Consider the following 16656-nt stretch of genomic DNA (forward strand, 5'->3'; position numbering starts at 1 on the left):
GCGGCGGGACCGGGTATGTGCGGGCCATGGAGCATTTCACGATCGCGACAGTCGCCGAGAAGAGCCCGGACTTCCGCCGCGTGCTGTGGACCGGTGACCACACCCAACTGGTGATCATGACGATCCCGCCGGGCGGTGAGATCGGCGAGGAGGTCCACGAGGGCATCGACCAGATCCTCACCTTCGTCAGCGGCACCGGGGAGGCCCGGGTCGCCGGCGAGACGAAGGAGGTCGCCCAGGGCGACCTGGTGGTGGTGCCCGCCGGCACCAAGCACAACTTCGTCAACACCGGCCCCAACCCGCTGGTGCTCTACACCGTCTACGGCCCGCCCGAGCACGCCGACCAGGCCGTCCACCACACCAAGGCGGAGGCCGACGCGGCGGAGGCGGCCGGCGAGGACGAGCCGCCCACCGCCTGAGGCCGGCGGGCGCGCGGCCCGGGCCCGCCCGCCCGCGCGGCGGCCCGGGGCACGCCGCCGTGGGCTGCCGCCCGGGGCACGCCGCCCGGGGCACGCCGCCCGGTCGAGGCCGGCTGCCTGGTCGGGGGCCGGCTGTCTGACCGGGGCCGCTGTCTGATCGGGGCCGGCGCGGGTACCCCGGGCGGGTGGACCAGCCGCCCATCTCCGACTACGCGTTCCTGTCCGACTGCCGCTCCGGCGCGCTGGTGGGCCGGGACGGCTCGATCGACTGGTGGTGCCCGGACCGGTTCGACGGGGCCGCCGTCCTCGGCCGGGTGCTCGACCCGGCGGCCGGGCACTGGCGGCTCGCCCCGCTCGCGCCGTCGCGGGTCGAGCGGGCGTACCGGCCGGACACCCTGGTGCTGCGCACCGTCCACCACACGCCCGCCGGCAGCGTCGCGGTCACCGACGCGCTCGCCGCCGAGTCCGGCGCGCGCGGTCACGAGCTGGGCATGAATTCCCCGGCCGTGCTGCTGCGGGTCGTCGAGGGGCTCACCGGCCGGGTCCGGATGGGCCTGGACCTCGCGCCCCGGCCGGAGCACGGCCTGCTCACGCCGTACCTGCACGAGCAGGCCGACGGCAGCGTGCTGGCCGCCGCCGGCCCCGCGGTGCTGGTGCTGGCCGGCACCGGGCCCGCCCTGCGCGCGGACCGCGACCGGGTCCGGCAGGAGTTCACGGTCGCGGCCGGTGAGACCGTCGGCTTCACCCTCGCGTACGCCCCGGCGTACGGCGGCCCGCCGGTGCGCCTCGACCCGGTCGCCGCGCTCACCGACACCACCCGGGCGTGGCAGGCGTTCCGCGAGTCCCACCACTACGAGGGGGAGTACGTCCCGCAGGTGCGGCACAGCGCGGTGGTGCTCACCGGCCTCACGTACGCCCGCAGCGGCGCGGTCGCCGCGGCCCTGACCACGTCGCTGCCGGAACGCCTCGGCGGCGACCGCAACTACGACTACCGGTTCTCCTGGCTGCGCGACTTCGCCTCGACGATGCGCGCCCTCTGGGTGGCGGCCTGCCCGGAGGAGGCGTCCCGGCTGTTCGCCTGGGCGGCCCGCTCGATCGGCCGCATCGGCGACGCGCCGGTGCCCGTGCTGTTCGGGCTGGAGGGGGAGCGGGACCTCTCCGAGCACGACTGCCCCCACCTGCGGGGATACGCCGACAGCCGGCCCGTCCGCCTCGGCAACGACGCCTGGCGGCAGCGGCAGCTCGACGTGCCGGGCGAGGTGATCTCGGCGGTCTGGCGGCTGCACGAGCAGCTCGGCGACACGCTCGCCGACGAGCTGGCGGAGATGGTGGTCGGCCTCGCCGACCAGGTGGCCGCGACGTGGCGGCTGCCCGACCGGGGGATGTGGGAGACCCGGGACGCCGACCGGCACTACCTGTCGTCAAAGGTGCTCTGCTGGGTGGCGCTGAACCGGGCGGTGGCGCTGGCCCCGCAGCTCGGCGGGCGGGCCGATCCGCGCCGCTGGGCGGCGACCCGCGACGAGATCCGCGCGGCTGTGCTCCGGGAGGGCTGGAACGACCGGGTCGGCGCGTACACGGGGGCCTTCGGCTCGCCGGAGCTGGACGCCTCGGCGCTGCTGCTGCCCCTGGTGCGCTTCGCCGACGCGACCGAGCCCCGGATGCGCGCCACCATCGAGGCGGTCGAGCGCGAGCTGGGCGCCGGCGACGGCCTGGTGCGGCGCTGGTCCACGGACCCCGCCGGCTTCCTGCTGTGCTCGTTCTGGCTGGTGGAGTGCCGGGTGCTGACCGGCGAGCGGGACCGGGCCCGGCGGCTGTTCGAACGGCTCCTCGGGCACGCCAACGACGTGGGGCTGCTGCCCGAGCAGATCGACCCGGGCAGCGGCCTCCACCTCGGCAACACGCCGCAGGCGCTGTCGCACATCGGGCTGGTCAACGCCGCGTGGCGGCTGACCGACCCGACGACGAGCTGACCCGCCGCGCCCGGCGGGTCGGCCGCCCGGCTGCGGCGTGTTAGGAAGGGGCCCTTCCTCTACCGAAAGCGTTAACAAGGGGCCCTTCCTTGCACCACGGTCGCGCCCGGTCCTCCCCGGCGGCGAAGGCGCGCACAATCGGCGCGCAGCCGGTCGACTGCACGGCGACCAGCCGGGGCGGCCGGTCGGTGAGCCAGCCCAGCCCGTGCAGCTCCTGCATGGCCTTGTGGATGCCGATCAGCCCCACCCCGCCGCCCGTCGGGTAGACGATCACGTCCGGCACCTGCCAGCCGAGCTGCTCGACGATCTCGTACCCCATGGTCTTCCTGCCCTCCAGCCGGTAGGGCTCGCGCAGCGTGCCGGCGTCGAAGACCGCGCCGCCGGCCGCCGCCACGAGCGCGGCCACGTGCCGCCCGGCGTCGCCGATCAGCCCGTCGACCAGCCGCAGGTCGCCCCCGGCGGCCAGCACCTCCCGTCGGCAGATGGCCGGCGCGTCCACCGGCATCACGACGGTCGCGGCGAGACCGGCACGGGCGGCGTACGTCGCCCAGGCCGCGCCCGCGTTGCCGTTGGTCGGCAGGGCGATCCGCCGGACGCCCAGCTCCCGGGCCCGGCTCACGCCGACCGCCGCGCCGCGCGCCTTGAACGACCCCGTCGGGGTGAGCCCCTCGTCCTTGACGATCAGGTCGGGGATGCCGATCCGGGCCCCGTACGCCGGGGCGCGCAGCAGCGGCGTCCAGCCCTCGCCCAGCGTGGTGACGTGCCGGGGGTCGGCCACGGCAGCAGCTTCCGGTAGCGCCACAGGTCGGCCGGGCGCAGCGCGAGCCGCTCCGGGGTGACCGCGGCGGCCACGGCCGCGAGGTCGTGGCGGGCCAGCAGGGGTGACCCGCAGGCGCACAGGTTCTGCGGCTCCGCGGCCGGGTACGCCCGCCCGCAGCGCGGGCACTCCAGGTGCGTCAGGTACACGGTGCGTCCTCCCGCCCTCGGCTCGGAGCTCTCAGGTCACGCCGGTGGTCGTGGCCGCGCCGGCGCGGAGGTGGAGGGCGGCGGTGCTCCGCCAGGCGGTCGGCCACCCCCGCATTCTGCGCCGAACCGGGCGGTCGCGCAGGCGGGCGCCGTGCGTGCCGCGGCGGGCATGGCCGGCGCGATCAGGGGTACGACAGCGGCCATGGACACTCTCGACCAGCCCACCGTGCTGCTCCCCGGCGACGTGCGGATGCCGCTGCTCGGCTTCGGCACCTGGCAGGCCACCGGCGAGGCCGGGCACGCGGCGGTGCTCGCGGCCCTCGACGCCGGCTACCGGCACGTCGACACCGCCACCATGTACGGCAACGAGGCGGAGGTGGGCCGGGCGGTCCGCGACAGCGGACTGCGCCGGGAGGACGTCTTCGTCACCACGAAGCTGCCGCCCGACCGGGTGGGCCGGGAGCGCGAGACGATCGAGGCCAGCCTGCGGGCCCTCGGCCTCGACCACGTCGACCTCTGGCTGATCCACTGGCCGCCGTCGGCGGCGTCGGACAGCATCCCGGTGTGGCGGGAGCTGCTCGCCGCGCGGGACGAGGGCCTGACCCGCGCCGTCGGGGTGAGCAACTACGGCACCGGCCAGCTCGACGAGCTGATCCAGGCCACCGGGGAGGTCCCGGCGGTCAACCAGATCCGCTGGGGTCCCGCGCTGTACGACCGGCGGCGGCACGCCGAGCACCGGGACCGGGGCGTGGTGCTGGAGGGGTACAGCCCGTTCAAGTCCACCGACCTGTCCGACCCGGTGCTGACCCGGATCGCCGCCGCGCACGACGTGTCGCCGGCCCAGGTGGTGCTGCGCTGGCACGTCGACCACGGGATCGTGGTGATCCCGAAGTCGGTCACCCCGGAGCGGATCCGCGCCAACGCCGACATCTGGGGCTTCTCGCTGACCGCCGAGGAGATGCACGACATCGACGCCCTCGGCGGCTGACGTCCACGCGGGGTGGGGGCGGCACACGGCGCGGGGGCGGCCCGGAACCGGGCCGCCCCCGCGCCTGCGGTGGTGGTCAGGAGCGGGTGCAGGTCATGCCGTTGAGGGTGAAGCTGCTCGGCGACGAGTACGCGCCGCTCAGCGTGCCCTGGTAGCCGAAGCTGGCCGTGCCGCCCGGGGCGAGCGTGCCGTTGTGGCTGATGTTGCGCGCCGTCACGGCCGAGCCGCTCTGGGACACGGTGGCGTTCCACGAGCCGGTGATCTGCTGGCCGCCCGGCAGGTTGTAGTTCAGCGTCCAGCCGTTGAGCGTCGCCGTGCCCGTGTTGGTGATCTGCACGTCGGCGGTGAAGCCGTTGTTCCACGAGTTGGCCGTGTACTTCACCGCGCAGGCGCCGGTGCCCGGGGGCGGGGTCGGGTTGGTGGTGGGCGGGGTGCCGCCGGTGTTGACGCTCTGCGAGAAGTTCGTCACGGCCAGCCCGGCGCCGCCCTGCCAGGGCTCGAAGCCGGCCTGGATGCTGGTCAGGTACCAGGAGTTGGTGATCGCCCCGCGGTTGCGGGTGTCGTTGATGAAGTGCAGCACGTCGAAGCTCAGGCTGGGGATCGCCGACGACGCGACGTAGGAGATCACGTTGTTGCCGCCGTTGTTGCCGCGCCAGACCTCCCAGTTGCGGCCGGCGATGTTGGCGTTGCCCACCGGGGAGCCGATCGGCTGGATCGGGCCCTGCCGGTTGAGCCAGATCATGATCTCCATCTGGTTCACCCCGTCCCGCTTGGGACTCGGGTCGAGCCAGATGTCGTACGAGGCGTTGTAGATGGCCCCGCTGACGTAGCGGTAGTTGATGCTGCCGGGGGCGCTGCTGATCTGGCTGACCTGCACCGGCAGGTTGGTCCCCGGCGAGCAGTTCGTGTAGTGGCAGCCGACGAAGATCGACGGGTACGCGGTCGGCGCGCCGTTGGTCGGGCTGCTGCCGTTGAGGGTGGTGATCTCGAAGCCCGTGCTGGTGGCGTTGATGCACTGCTGGGCGGTGGTGCCCCAGCGGTTGTTCTGCACGACGTACTTGCCGCCGATGACCGTCGAGCCGAACTGCTCGCAGATCTGGGTGTCGGCGGAGGCGGTGCCGCCGACGGCGACGGCGACGATCGAGGCGGCCGCGAGGAGGCCGGCGGCCGCGAGGGCGCGGAGTGGACGTTTCATGATGCTCCTTGCTGCGACGGCGAAACGCTCGGGACGGGTCGGGGGTGCGGTGTGGTCGGGGGTGCGGGAGCGCTCCCACGCTCCGCCGACACATTTACATGTTTGAAACCGTTGCGCAAATGAAACGGTTAAGCTAGCGGGGAGTCGGCGTTCGGCCCGTCGAACGGCGGCCACGAATCCCCGGCCAGCAGCCAGCGCCCCGCGCCCACCCGTCCGGCCGCCTCGACCAGCGCGGCGGCCATCTGCGCCCGGGTCTGCGGCCCCAGCCGCGCCACCGGCGCGCAGAGCGCGATCGCCTCCGTCGCCGGCCGCCGCAGCGGCACCGCCACCGCGACCGCCGCCAGCCCCGGGTCGCACTCCTGCGCCTCCGCCGCCCAGCCCCGCTCGCGTACCGCCGCCAGCTCGGCGCGCAGCCACGCCGGTCCCGTCGCCGTGCTCGCCGTCCGGGCCGGCAGCGGCCAGCTCAGTAGCCGGTCCACCGCGTCGTCCGGCCGCTGGGCCAGCAGCGCCCGGCCCGCCGCCGTGGCGTGCGCCGGCAGCCGGCAGCCGACCGGGTGGTACGCGCGCAGCGCGTGCGGCGACTCCCGCCGGGCCAGCAGCACCACCGACCCGCCGTCGAGGCGGAACAGCTGGGCGGTCTCGGCGAACCGGGCCGTCAGGCGGTCGAGCACGCCGCCCAGCAGGCCCGTCGCGCCGTCGCGCCCCAGGTAGGCCGCACCGACCTCCAGGGCCCGCAGGCCGAGCGCGAACCGGCCGCCGCCGTCGTCCGTCTCCACCCACCCCCGCGCCAGCAGGGTGCGCAGGAGCGCGTGCAGGCTGCTCTTGGGGATGCCGAGCGCCCGGCTCAGCTCGCCCAGCGGGCGCGGGCCGCCGGCCGCCGCGAGGGCCTCCAGCACGTCGAGCGCGCGGCCGGCCGACTTCACCGCCCGGTGCGCGTCGCCCGCCGTCACCCGGAACACTTTAGCGGTCGTCGATGGATCGGCCCACCGGTGGAACGGAGTTCACCTCGCGGAACAACTTTTTCGCCCGCCCGGCCGGCCCGTGGGGCGTCCCCCGGCGATCGACGCAACCCGTCGAGGGTCGACCCGCCCGAGACGAACGGCCCTGGCGTGCGTCGATCGCACCGAGTAGTGTCTTGCCTCCAACGCGTGCCGCTACCCCCCGGAGGCGTACACCACGATGGGTGGCTCCCCCCTGCGCATCCTCGTCGTCGGCGCGGGCATCGCCGGTCTGGCCGTGGCCCGGGCACTGCGGAGGGTGGGTCTCCGGCCCGACGTCACCGAGCGCCTGCCCGCGTCGGCCCTCGTCGACACCGGCCTCTACCTGCCCGGCAACGCGGCCCGCGCCCTGCGCGGGCTCGACCTCGACGGCCCCGTGCGCCCCCTCGGGCAGGTCATCCGCCGGCAGTGCTTCCTCGACGCCGCCGGCGACCCGCTCTGCGAGGTCGACCTGGGGTCGCTCTGGGCGGACGTCGGCGAGTGCCGCGCGCTGCCCTGGTCGGAACTGCACCGGGTGCTGCTCACCGGCGCCGGCGGCGAGGTCCGCCACTGCGTCGAGGTGCGGGAGGTCGAGCTGCTGCCGGCCGCCGTCGGCATCACCTTCGCCGACGGCGCCACCGCCGAGTACGACCTGGTGATCGGCGCCGACGGCCCCCGCTCGGCCGTGCGCGCCCTGGCCGCGCTCGGCGGGGCGCCCCGCCCGGCCGGGCACGTCGTCTACCGGGGCGTCGTCCGGGGCGGCCCGCCGGTCGACGAGTGGACCGCGCTGCTCGGCCAGCAGGCCGGCTTCCTCGTCGTGCCGCTCGGGGCCGGCCGGCTCTACTGCTACGCCGACGAGGTGGGCACCGTCGCCCCCGCCGACCCCGTCGCGCGGCTGACCGAGCTGTTCGGCGCGTACGCCGGCCCGGTGCCCGAGGTCCTCGACGCGCTGGAGCAGGTGCACGTCGGCGTCACCGAGGAGGTCGAGCTGGGCCGGTGGTCCCGGGGGCGGGTGCTGCTCGTCGGCGACGCCGCGCACGCCACCGCGCCGACCCTGTCCCAGGGCACCGCCATGGCCCTGGAGGACGCCGTGGTGCTGGCCGAGTCGCTGACCTCCACCGACACCGTCGAGGAGGCCCTGGTCGCGTACGAGAGCCGCCGTCGCCCGCGTACCCAGTGGGTGCGGGACCGGACCCGGGACCGCAACCGCACCCGCGACGTGCCGCCGGCCCTGCGCGACCCGTTCCTGCGCCGGCGCGGGGCGGAGATCTTCGGCGCGCACTACGGGCTGCTGGTCAAGCCGGTGTGAGCGGGGTCGTCGGTCGCCCCGGCGCGCGCGGCGGTCGGTCGCGCCCGCGTGTCGGCCGCCCGCCGCATCGGCCCTGACGCCGACGACGGGCGCGCGGGACGGTCGGTCGCGCCGGCGCGAGCGCGCGCGAACGGGGCGTGATCGTAGCCGGCCACCCCACGCGGCACCCCCACCTGCCGGGGACTATCCTCCTTGCGGATGACGGCTCGCAGATAACCAGGGCGTGCCGAGCGGGACAACCCAGAACCGGAGGCCACTCGTGACCACCGTCGCACCCAAGCCGGTCGTGACCCGGCCCTGGCCGGTCCGAGAGCCGGTCAAGGGGTCGGCAATCGCGCGGCTGCTGCGCACCACGGACGCGAAGCAGATCGGGATCATGTACATGGTCACCGCGTTCGCGTTCTTCATGATCGGTGGCCTGATGGCGCTGATCATGCGGGCCGAGCTGGCCCGCCCGGGGCTGCAGTTCCTGTCGCCGGAGCAGTACAACCAGCTGTTCACGATGCACGGCACGATCATGCTGCTGTTCTTCGCGACGCCGATCGTGTTCGCCTTCGCGAACTACGTGGTGCCGCTGCAGATCGGCGCCCCGGACGTGTCGTTCCCCCGGCTGAACTCCTTCGCGTACTGGCTCTACCTGTTCGGCGGCACGATGGCGACCGCCGGGTTCCTCACCCCGGGCGGCGCGGCCGACTTCGGCTGGACCGCGTACACCCCGCTGAGCACCGCCGAGCACTCGCCGGGCGTCGGCGCGAACATGTGGGTCGTCGGCCTGGCCATCTCTGGTCTGGGCACCATCCTCGGCGCGGTCAACCTGATCACCACGATCCTGACCCTGCGCGCCCCCGGCATGACGATGTTCCGGATGCCGATCTTCACCTGGAACATGCTGGTCACCAGCCTGCTGGCGATCCTGATCTTCCCGCTGCTGGCCGCCGCACTCTTCGCGCTTGCCGCGGACCGGCTGCTCGGCGCGCACGTCTACGACCCGGCCACCGGCGGCCCGATGCTGTGGCAGCACCTCTTCTGGTTCTTCGGCCACCCCGAGGTGTACATCATCGCGCTGCCGTTCTTCGGCATCATCACCGAGGTCATCCCGGTCTTCTCCCGCAAGCCGATCTTCGGCTACAAGGGGCTGGTCGCCGCGACCATCGCCATCGCCGCCCTGTCGATGAGCGTCTGGGCGCACCACATGTTCTCCACCGGCCAGGTGCTGCTGCCGTTCTTCAGCTTCCTGAGCTACCTGATCGCCGTGCCGACCGGCATGAAGTTCTTCAACTGGATCGGCACGATGTGGCGGGGCCAGATCACCTTCGAGACGCCGATGCTCTTCGCCATCGGCTTCCTGGTGACCTTCCTCTTCGGCGGCCTCACCGGCGTGATCCTGGCCAGCCCGCCGCTGGACTTCCACGTGCACGACTCGTACTTCGTGGTGGCGCACTTCCACTACGTGCTGTTCGGCACCATCGTGTTCGCCGTCTTCGCCGGCATCTACTTCTGGTTCCCGAAGATGTTCGGCCGGATGCTCGACGAGCGGCTCGGCAAGATCCACTTCTGGCTGACCATGATCGGCTTCCACACCACGTTCCTGGTGCAGCACTGGCTGGGCAACGAGGGCATGCCCCGCCGGTACGTCGACTACCTGCCCGGCGACGGCTTCACCTTCCTCAACACGGTCTCCACGGTCGGCGCGTTCATCACCGGCATCTCGACCCTGCCGTTCATCTGGAACTGCTGGAAGTCGTACAAGACCGGCCCGGTGGTCGAGGTCGACGACCCGTGGGGCCACGGCAACTCGCTGGAGTGGGCGACCAGCTCGCCGCCCCCGCTGCGCAACTTCGACCGGATGCCCCGGATCCGCTCCGAGCGCCCCGCGTTCGACGCGAAGTTCCCCGAGCTGGCCGCCGGCCAGAGCCTCGCCGGCCCGCCCGAGGGCGGCTCGAAGCCGCTGACCAGCGAGTCCGACAACGGGGCCAGCTACCAGGAGGACAAGGCGGGCAACGTCGACCAGCGCTGAGCCGCCGGTCAACCCGTACGACGGGCGCCGCACCCCTCAGGGGGAGCGGCGCCCGTCGCCGTCCGGCCCTGGACCCGTCGCGCCCAGGGCCAGGACCCGCCCCCAGGCGAGAACCGACAACCCCGCTCCGGTGATCAAGAGCTTTGCGTCATCCTAGAGATCAACTTTGACGCTTTTCTCTTGATCACCGGGACGGTTGAGCGGCGCGCGGCGGGTGGAGCGTCCAGCCCGGTCAACCCAGCCCGGCCAACCCGCCCCCGTCTGCCCTGGGCCCGCTCTGCCCTGGGCCCGCTCTGCCCTGGGCCCGCTCTGCCCTGGGCCCGCTCCGTCCCGGGCAAGCTCGCTTGGTCGCTCGCCATGTCGGCGACATGGCGGGGTTGGAGGGGGTGGGATAGCGCCATGTCGCCGACATGGCGAGGCGATCAGGTGCGGGGCGGCGGTGGCGATCGGCCCGCGATCCGGCTCCCCGTGCGCCCCCGGCCCCCCGTGCGCGCCGCGCCCCGTGCGCGCCGCGCCTAGGGGGTCAACCGGTGACGCCGGTGGCGGCGGAAACGGGTGCGGCGGGAGCCGGTGACGCGGAGGCCGGTGACGCGGGAGCCGGTGACGCGGGGACCGGTGACGCGGAGGCCGGCGACGCGGGGACCGATCCGGGCGGGAGCGGGTCCGACGCGGGCGCCAGGTCGACCGGGGTCGAGGTGGTGCGGCGGCGCAGTTCGGCGGGGAGCACGGCGGCGGCGACCAGCAGCCCGATCGCGCCGGTGACCACGAAGCCCCACGGCGGGGCGGAGGCGTCGATGACCGCGCCGGCCAGCGGCGCGCCGAGGGCGATGCCGACGGTCACCGCCGAGCCGTGCAGGCCCATCGCCTCGCCCCGCACCTCGGCCGGGACGAGCCGGCTGACCGTGTCGGCCGTCGCGGCGAGCGTCGGCGCGCAGAGCATCCCGGCCGGGACGAGGGCCAGGCAGAGCAGCCACCAGTGCGCGCCGCCGAGCCCGACGGGGATGGTGCACAGGCTGAGCACGGTGACCAGGGCCAGGGGCGAGACCGGGCGGCTGACCGCGCCGTACGCGAAGCCGCCGACCAGCGACGCGACCGCCCACGCGGCGAGCACCACCCCGGTCCAGCCGACCTCGCCGCCGGCGCGCAGCACGGCGACGACCGCGACGTCGGTGCCCCCGAGCACGAGGGTCGTGGCGAGGCTCACGGCGAGGACGGCGACCATCCGGCGGGTCAGCCACTCCCGGCGGGGCACCCGTCGCCGCTGCGGGGCGGGCTCGTCGGCGGCGCGGGTCGGCGGGTCGAGCAGCCAGAGGGTGATGCCGGCGGCGACGATGCCCGCGCCGACCGCGTAGAGGGTGACCCGGGCGGACACGGCGGTGGACATCGCCACGGCGAGGGCGGGGCCGACCATGAACGACAGCTCCACCGACATCGAGTCCAGCGCGTACGCCGGGCGGCGGTGCTCGGGCGGCGCGAGCGCGGCGATGGACTGCCGGATCACCGAGAAGATCGGCAGGGCGAGCAGGCCGGCGACGAACGCGGCCGGCAACAGCACCGGGTACGGCAGCGTCGGCGCGGTGGACCAGAAGATCGCCTCGGCGACGGTGGTCAGCACGAGCACCGGGCGCAGGCCGCGCCGGTCGACGAGCCGCCCGAGCAGCGGGCCGCCGAGTGCCGCGCCGACGGTCATCGCCGCCCCGACCAGGCCGGCCGCGCCGTAGCCCCGGCCGAGGTCCAGCACCACGTGGAAGGTGATGGTCACCCCGGTCGCGGTGAGCGGGACACGGGCGAGCACGGAGACCAGCAGCAGCGACCGAAGGCCGGGCAGGGCGAGCGCCTGCCGGTAGGGCGACATGTTCACGACGGTGGGACACCTCCGCCCGACATCCTCGACCGGGGGTATGACACCCGCCAGCGGTTTACCCGCTCAGGTGGCCGTGATCACCGGCGTGCCGGTCATCGCCACCCCCGCCCCCTCCATCGCCCGGAGGGCGACGTCCAGGGTCTCGGGCGCCACGGCGGCGGTGAGGTCGAGCAGCACGGTGGTGGCGAACCCCTCCCGGGCGGCGTCCAGGGCGGTGGCCCGTACGCAGTGGTCGGTGGCGACGCCGACCACGTCGACCCGGTCGACCCCGCGGGCGCGCAGCCAGTCGGCGAGGTGCTCGCCGTCGGCGGCGTGCCCCTCGAAGCCGGAGTATGCCGCCGCGTGCTCGCCCTTGTGGAAGATCGCCTCGATCCGGCCGGTGGCCAGCTCGGGGTGGAACTCCGAGCCGGGCGTGCCGACGACGCAGTGGGCGGGCCAGGAGTCGACGTAGTCGGGCGGGTTGCCGAAGTGCGCACCCGGGTCGACGTGGTAGTCCTTCGTCGCCACCACGTGGTCCCAGCGGTCGGGCTCGGCGGCGAGCAGCCGGGAGATCCCCGCCGCGACGCCGGCGCCGCCGGCCACCGCGAGGGAGCCGCCCTCGCAGAAGTCGTTCTGCACGTCGACGATGATCAGCGCGTTCGCCATACCAGGGGTGCTCCTTCGCGGTGCGGGGCGACGGGGGTCGGGTGTCGGTCGGGTCAGCCGGCGGGGACGACGGTCACCGGGACCGCCGGGTCGCCGGCGGAGAGCTTGAGGCCCTCCCACGGGATCGAGATGAGGCACTGCCGCAGGTGTTCCCGCGACTCGTCAAGCGTCGGCGGCTCGACCGGCTCGCCGCCGGCCACGTACGTCCGCTGGAGCAGCCGGTCGTGCGGCTGCCGGTCGGGCACGCCCTGCGGCACGATGACCTCCTCGGTCGCCGTGCCGGTGGGCTTGTGCCGGCGTACCGCGACCTTCCGGCCGCCGATGGTGGCCTTGTGCTCGGAGCGCTTGACCACCGGCCGCCCGGCCACCTCGACCAGCTTGTAGACCAGCCCGGCGGTGGGCGCGCCGGAGCCGGTGACGACGGCGGTGCCCGCGCCGTACATGTCGACGGGCTCGGCGGCGAGCGCGGCGATGGCGTACTCGTCGAGGTCGCCGGAGACGATGATCTTCGTCTCGGTGGCGCCGAGCGAGTCGAGCAGTTCGCGCGACTGCTGGGCGATCACCGCGAGGTCGCCGGAGTCGATCCGGACGGCCCGCAGCTCCGGCCCGGCCACCGCGATGGCGTTGCGGATGCCCTGGCTGATGTCGTACGTGTCGACCAGCAGCGTGGTGTCCTTGCCCAGCGTGGCGACCTGCGAGGCGAACGCGGCCCGCTCGTCGTCGTGCAGCAGGGTGAACGCGTGCGCGGCGGTGCCGGCGGTCGGGATGCCGTAGCGCTGGCCGGCGGCCAGGTTGGAGGTGAACCGGAACCCGGCCAGGTAGGCCGCCCGCGCCGCGGCGACGGCCGCCTCCTCGTGGGCCCGCCGGGAGCCCATCTCGATCAGCGCGCGGCCCCGGGCGGCGGTGACCATCCGGGCGGCCGCCGCGGCGACCGCGCAGTCGTAGTTGAGCACCGACAGCACCAGCGTCTCCAGCACGACGCACTCGGCGAAGCCGCCGGAGACGGTGAGGATCGGCGAGCCGGGGAAGAACAGCTCGCCCTCGGCGTATCCGTCGATGTCGCCGGTGAAGCGGTAGCGGGCCAGCCACTCCGCGCCGGTGTCGTCGACGACGCCCGTGCGGCGCAGGAAGTCGACCTCGTCGGCGGAGAAGCGGAAGTCGCGGATCATGTCGATCAGCCGGGCGGTGCCTGCCACCACCCCGTAGCGGCGGCCGGTGGGCAGCCGACGGCTGAAGACCTCGAACACGCACGGGCGGTCGGCGGTGCCGTCGGCCAGGGCGGCGCTGACCATGGTCAGCTCGTAGTGGTCGGTCAGCAGCGCGGGGCGAAAGGTGCTCACCTGCCCAGCCTAGAGTTCACCTTCCCGGCTCGCCCCCCTGGCCCGGGAAGGGCCGCCCCTCGTCGGGGCCGGGGCGGGGCCGCCCGCCCTCGCCGCCCGGGAAGTGCCGCCCGCCGCCGTCGCCCGGAGAGTCCGAAGAACCGGGACAACCCGGAGAGCCTGGAGAGCCTGACGGCCAGCGCAGGGCGGACCGCAGCTCGGCCCGGCCGGTCACGCCGAGCTTGTGGTAGATCCGGTGCAGGTGGTTGTCCACGGTGCGGCTGGACAGGAAGAGGCGCTCGCCGATGGCGCGGCTGGTGACGCCCTCGGCGGCGAGCCGGGCGACCTCCCACTCCCGGTCGGTCAGGGCGGGCTCCCCGAGCCGCAGCGCGGGGGTGTCGACCTGGTCACACCGCCCGAGCAGCTCGCCGAGGCGCCCGTGGGCGGCGACCGCCGCGCCGGAGCGGCCGCCGCGCAGCCGGTGCACCGCCGTCGCGGCCGCCTCGGCGGCCCAGACCCGCAGGTCCAGCGCGGCGAGGCCGTCGGCGACCGCGAGCAGGTCGTCGGCCGGTCCGGCGACGGCGGCCCGGGCGTACCGGGCCAGCAGGGGCGGCAGCGGGCCGTCGACCCGTTCGCAGAGCTCGGCGAGCCGCTGGGCGACCGTCCGCCGGCCGCCGTCGGTGCAGGTCGGCCCCACGGGCGCGGCGGCGGCGTCCAGCCGCACCAGGTCGTGCAGGACGAGCAGCTCGTGGCCGGCGAGCTTGTCGTCGCGGAGCCGGTCGGCGAGGGCGGCGAGGTGCTTGGTCGCGCCGGCCTGGTCGCCGCCGGCGGCGAGCACCGCGCCCCGGGCCTGCTCCAGCCAGGGGTAGAGCACCGCCATCCCGGGGGCGTGGGTGCGGTCCGCCTCGGCCATCGCCTCGGCGGCGTGCGCGGCGTCGCCCCGCAGCGCCGCCGCCTGCGCCCGCTCGGCGTGGGCCAGGCCCGCGTACACCCGGCTGGTGGCGAGCACCGCGCACGCCTCCAGGGCCGTCTTCAGCGCGGTGCCGCTGCTGCCGCGCAGCCGCGCCGCGTACGCCCGGAGGATGCCCAGGTAGCCGGTGCCGAGCCGGAAGTCGCCCGCACCGGCCAGGTCGGCGAACTCGTCGGCCACGATGGCGTCGATGCCGGCCAGGTCGCCGGCGAGCGCGAGCCGGGTGCCCCGGGCCAGCTCCAGCGCGAGCTGGAGGTAGGGCATGTCGGCGCGCCAGCGGGCCGCCTCGGCCTGCACCTGCCCGATCGCCGCGCCGCTGCGGGCGAACTGCCCCTGGGCGGCCTGGAGGTGGGCGAGGGTGCAGCGGGCCAGCTCCCGGGCGGCCGTGCTGGCGGCCGGGCGGTCCAGCACCGCCTGGGCCAGCCGCACCGCCCGGGCCGTGTCGAGCCGGTGCAGCCGCATGATCGCCTCGAAGGCGTGCACCCGGGCCCGGCCGGCGGCGTCGGTCAGCTCCGTGCCGCGCGTCGCGATCTCGTCGACGGTGGACTCCCGGCCGAGCCCCCAGTAGCTGACCATCCCGCGGACGGTCAGCCACCGCACGCACCTCGCCTGCTCCGCCGCGTCCTGCGCGACGGAGTCGAGCATCGCGATCGCCTCCTCCGGCCGGTCGGCGAACATCAGGAGGGTGGCCAGCAGCTCCGCGGCGTCGAAGCCGCCGTCGGCGTCCAGCGCCGCCCGGGCCAGCCGGGTCGCCAGTGGTACGTCGTACCGGGCGAACGCCTGCGCGGCGGCCCCGAGCAGCAGCGCCGGGTCCTGCACGGTGCCGGAGTCGAGCCGCCAGACCGCCACCCGCAGCAGGTCGTCGCGGCGGCGCGCCCCCGCGGCCTCCAGCAGCTCGGCGAGGCGGGCCTGTAGGCGGCGGGTGCGGCTGACCGGGCACCGTCGGCGCATCATCTCGCCGTAGAGCGGGTGCGCCAGCCGCACGTCGGTGCGGCGGTCGTTGGGCTCCACCGCGATCAGCCCGCGCTCCTCGGCGGTCTCCACGTCGGCCGGCTCCACCGCCTGGTCGAGCAGGCGCAGCCCGAGCGGCTCGCCGAAGGCGACCAGCTCCAGCACCGCCCGCACCCCCGGCGTGAGCCGCCCGATGCGGGTGTCGACGAGGTCGGTGAGGCTGGGGGCCAGCGCCGGCCGCCCGGTCCACCGCCAGACGCCGTACGTGCGGGTCAGCTCGTCGGCCGGCGCGCCCATGACGAGCTCGCGCAGCAGCAGCGGGTTGCCGCCGGAGAGCCGCCACAGCCGGTCGGCGGAGCACGCGTCGACGGGGCCGCCGAGGATGGCGGCGAGCAGCCCGGCGGTGTCGGCGGGCCCCAGTGGGGCCAGCTCCACGCGGTCGACCAGGTCGTCGGTCCACAGTGCCCGGATGGGCAGCGGCAGTTGCTCGCCGTCGCGCAGCGTCCCGATCACCGTGGTGTTCTCGACGCGGGCCACCAGGTGCACCAGCGCGGCCGAGGGCGGGTCGAGCAGGTGCGCGTCGTCGACGGCCAGCACGATGCGCCGCCCGGCGGCCCGCTGCTGCAACTGGCCCACCGCCCAGCGCAGCACGCCGGCGGGGGAGAGCCCCTCCGGCGGCTCGGCGGGGAGCACCTGGACCATGCCGCCGAAGGGCAGGGCGGCGGTGGTGGCGCTGGCCGAGACCGACCAGACGGCGTGCCGGTCGGCGGGGACGGCCGCGAGCGCCTCGCGCAGCAGCCGGCTCTTGCCGACCCCGGCGGAGCCGCTGAGGAAGAGCCCGCGTTCCGTCGCCCCGGTCGCCGCGACCAGGAGACGGTCGAGCTCGGCGCGGCGGCCGACGAAGTCCCACCGACTCATCCGGGCAGCATATCGACCGCCATCCTTCCGTACGGGCACCGTCACGCGGCGAAGTTGAGTAACCTGTCGATTACCGGTGAGTATCCGACCGGCGCGGTCGAGCTGTCCCAAAGGCGTAATCTTCCCGCATCCGGGTGCCACCGCCGGA

Annotated in this window: 13 protein-coding genes; 5 read left to right on the forward strand and 8 right to left on the reverse strand. The window is 75.0% G+C overall.

Annotation, left to right across the window (positions count from 1 at the left end):
• Positions 1 to 26: 26 nt before the first annotated feature.
• Both O7628_RS19715 and O7628_RS19720 read left to right on the forward strand, forming a co-directional pair.
• Positions 27 to 419, forward strand: coding sequence for a cupin domain-containing protein (locus tag O7628_RS19715; protein WP_178063652.1), 393 nt, complete (start codon positions 27 to 29; stop codon positions 417 to 419).
• 185 nt (positions 420 to 604) lie between these two features.
• Positions 605 to 2389, forward strand: coding sequence for a glycoside hydrolase family 15 protein (locus tag O7628_RS19720; RefSeq protein ID WP_278132629.1), 1785 nt, complete (start codon positions 605 to 607; stop codon positions 2387 to 2389).
• Between the two features lie 40 nt (positions 2390 to 2429).
• Here O7628_RS19720 and O7628_RS19725 read toward each other — a convergent pair whose 3' ends face one another.
• Together O7628_RS19725 and O7628_RS19730 are read right to left on the reverse strand one after the other, a co-directional pair.
• Positions 2430 to 3167: a threonine synthase gene (locus tag O7628_RS19725; protein ID WP_278132631.1), complete on the reverse strand. Its 738-nt coding sequence runs from the start codon at positions 3165 to 3167 to the stop codon at positions 2430 to 2432.
• Positions 3071 to 3355 carry a hypothetical protein gene (locus O7628_RS19730; protein WP_278132633.1) on the reverse strand — a complete coding sequence of 95 codons (285 nt, stop codon included), beginning with the start codon at positions 3353 to 3355 and terminating at the stop codon, positions 3071 to 3073. Before O7628_RS19730 ends, O7628_RS19725 begins: the two co-directional genes overlap by 97 nt.
• 202 nt (positions 3356 to 3557) lie before the next feature.
• Here O7628_RS19730 and O7628_RS19735 point away from each other — a divergent pair, with 202 nt between their 5' ends.
• A complete protein-coding gene (locus tag O7628_RS19735; RefSeq protein ID WP_074473632.1) occupies positions 3558 to 4343 on the forward strand; it encodes an aldo/keto reductase in 786 nt (261 codons plus the stop codon).
• A 76-nt stretch (positions 4344 to 4419) separates the two neighbouring features.
• Here O7628_RS19735 and O7628_RS19740 read toward each other — a convergent pair whose 3' ends face one another.
• Together O7628_RS19740 and O7628_RS19745 are read right to left on the reverse strand one after the other, a co-directional pair.
• Positions 4420 to 5538 (reverse strand): cellulose binding domain-containing protein, encoded by a 1119-nt coding sequence (locus tag O7628_RS19740; RefSeq protein ID WP_074473634.1) that lies wholly within the window; start codon positions 5536 to 5538, stop codon positions 4420 to 4422.
• Positions 5539 to 5666: 128 nt separating this feature from the next.
• A complete protein-coding gene (locus O7628_RS19745) occupies positions 5667 to 6488 on the reverse strand; it encodes an IclR family transcriptional regulator (protein WP_256095363.1) in 822 nt (273 codons plus the stop codon).
• Between the two features lie 229 nt (positions 6489 to 6717).
• Between O7628_RS19745 and O7628_RS19750 the strand changes: the two genes are divergently transcribed.
• Both O7628_RS19750 and ctaD read left to right on the forward strand, forming a co-directional pair.
• Positions 6718 to 7824 (forward strand): FAD-dependent monooxygenase, encoded by a 1107-nt coding sequence (locus O7628_RS19750; RefSeq protein WP_278132638.1) that lies wholly within the window; start codon positions 6718 to 6720, stop codon positions 7822 to 7824.
• Between the two features lie 259 nt (positions 7825 to 8083).
• A complete protein-coding gene (gene ctaD / locus O7628_RS19755) occupies positions 8084 to 9841 on the forward strand; it encodes a cytochrome c oxidase subunit I (RefSeq protein ID WP_278132640.1) in 1758 nt (585 codons plus the stop codon).
• A 523-nt stretch (positions 9842 to 10364) separates the two neighbouring features.
• On the opposite strand, the gene O7628_RS19760 is transcribed toward ctaD, so the two are convergent.
• The 4 genes from O7628_RS19760 to O7628_RS19775 all read right to left on the reverse strand — a co-directional run bounded on the left by O7628_RS19760 (position 10365) and on the right by O7628_RS19775 (position 16508).
• Complete coding sequence (locus O7628_RS19760) at positions 10365 to 11696, reverse strand: MFS transporter (RefSeq protein ID WP_278136354.1); 1332 nt, start codon at positions 11694 to 11696, stop codon at positions 10365 to 10367.
• A 72-nt stretch (positions 11697 to 11768) separates the two neighbouring features.
• Positions 11769 to 12350, reverse strand: a complete 582-nt coding sequence (locus O7628_RS19765) for an isochorismatase family protein (RefSeq protein ID WP_278132643.1) — start codon at positions 12348 to 12350, stop codon at positions 11769 to 11771.
• Positions 12351 to 12403: 53 nt separating this feature from the next.
• Entirely contained in the window at positions 12404 to 13690 is a 1287-nt protein-coding gene (locus O7628_RS19770; protein ID WP_278132645.1) for a nicotinate phosphoribosyltransferase, read from the reverse strand.
• A gap of 16 nt (positions 13691 to 13706) precedes the next feature.
• The gene (locus O7628_RS19775; RefSeq protein ID WP_278132647.1) at positions 13707 to 16508 is read right to left on the reverse strand and encodes a LuxR family transcriptional regulator; all 2802 of its coding nucleotides are present in this window, start codon (positions 16506 to 16508) and stop codon (positions 13707 to 13709) included.
• Positions 16509 to 16656: the final 148 nt, after the last annotated feature.

Origin of the sequence: Micromonospora sp. WMMD956 (genome assembly GCF_029626125.1) — a bacterium.
In the GTDB taxonomy this organism is placed as follows: Bacteria; Actinomycetota; Actinomycetes; order Mycobacteriales; family Micromonosporaceae; genus Micromonospora; species Micromonospora carbonacea.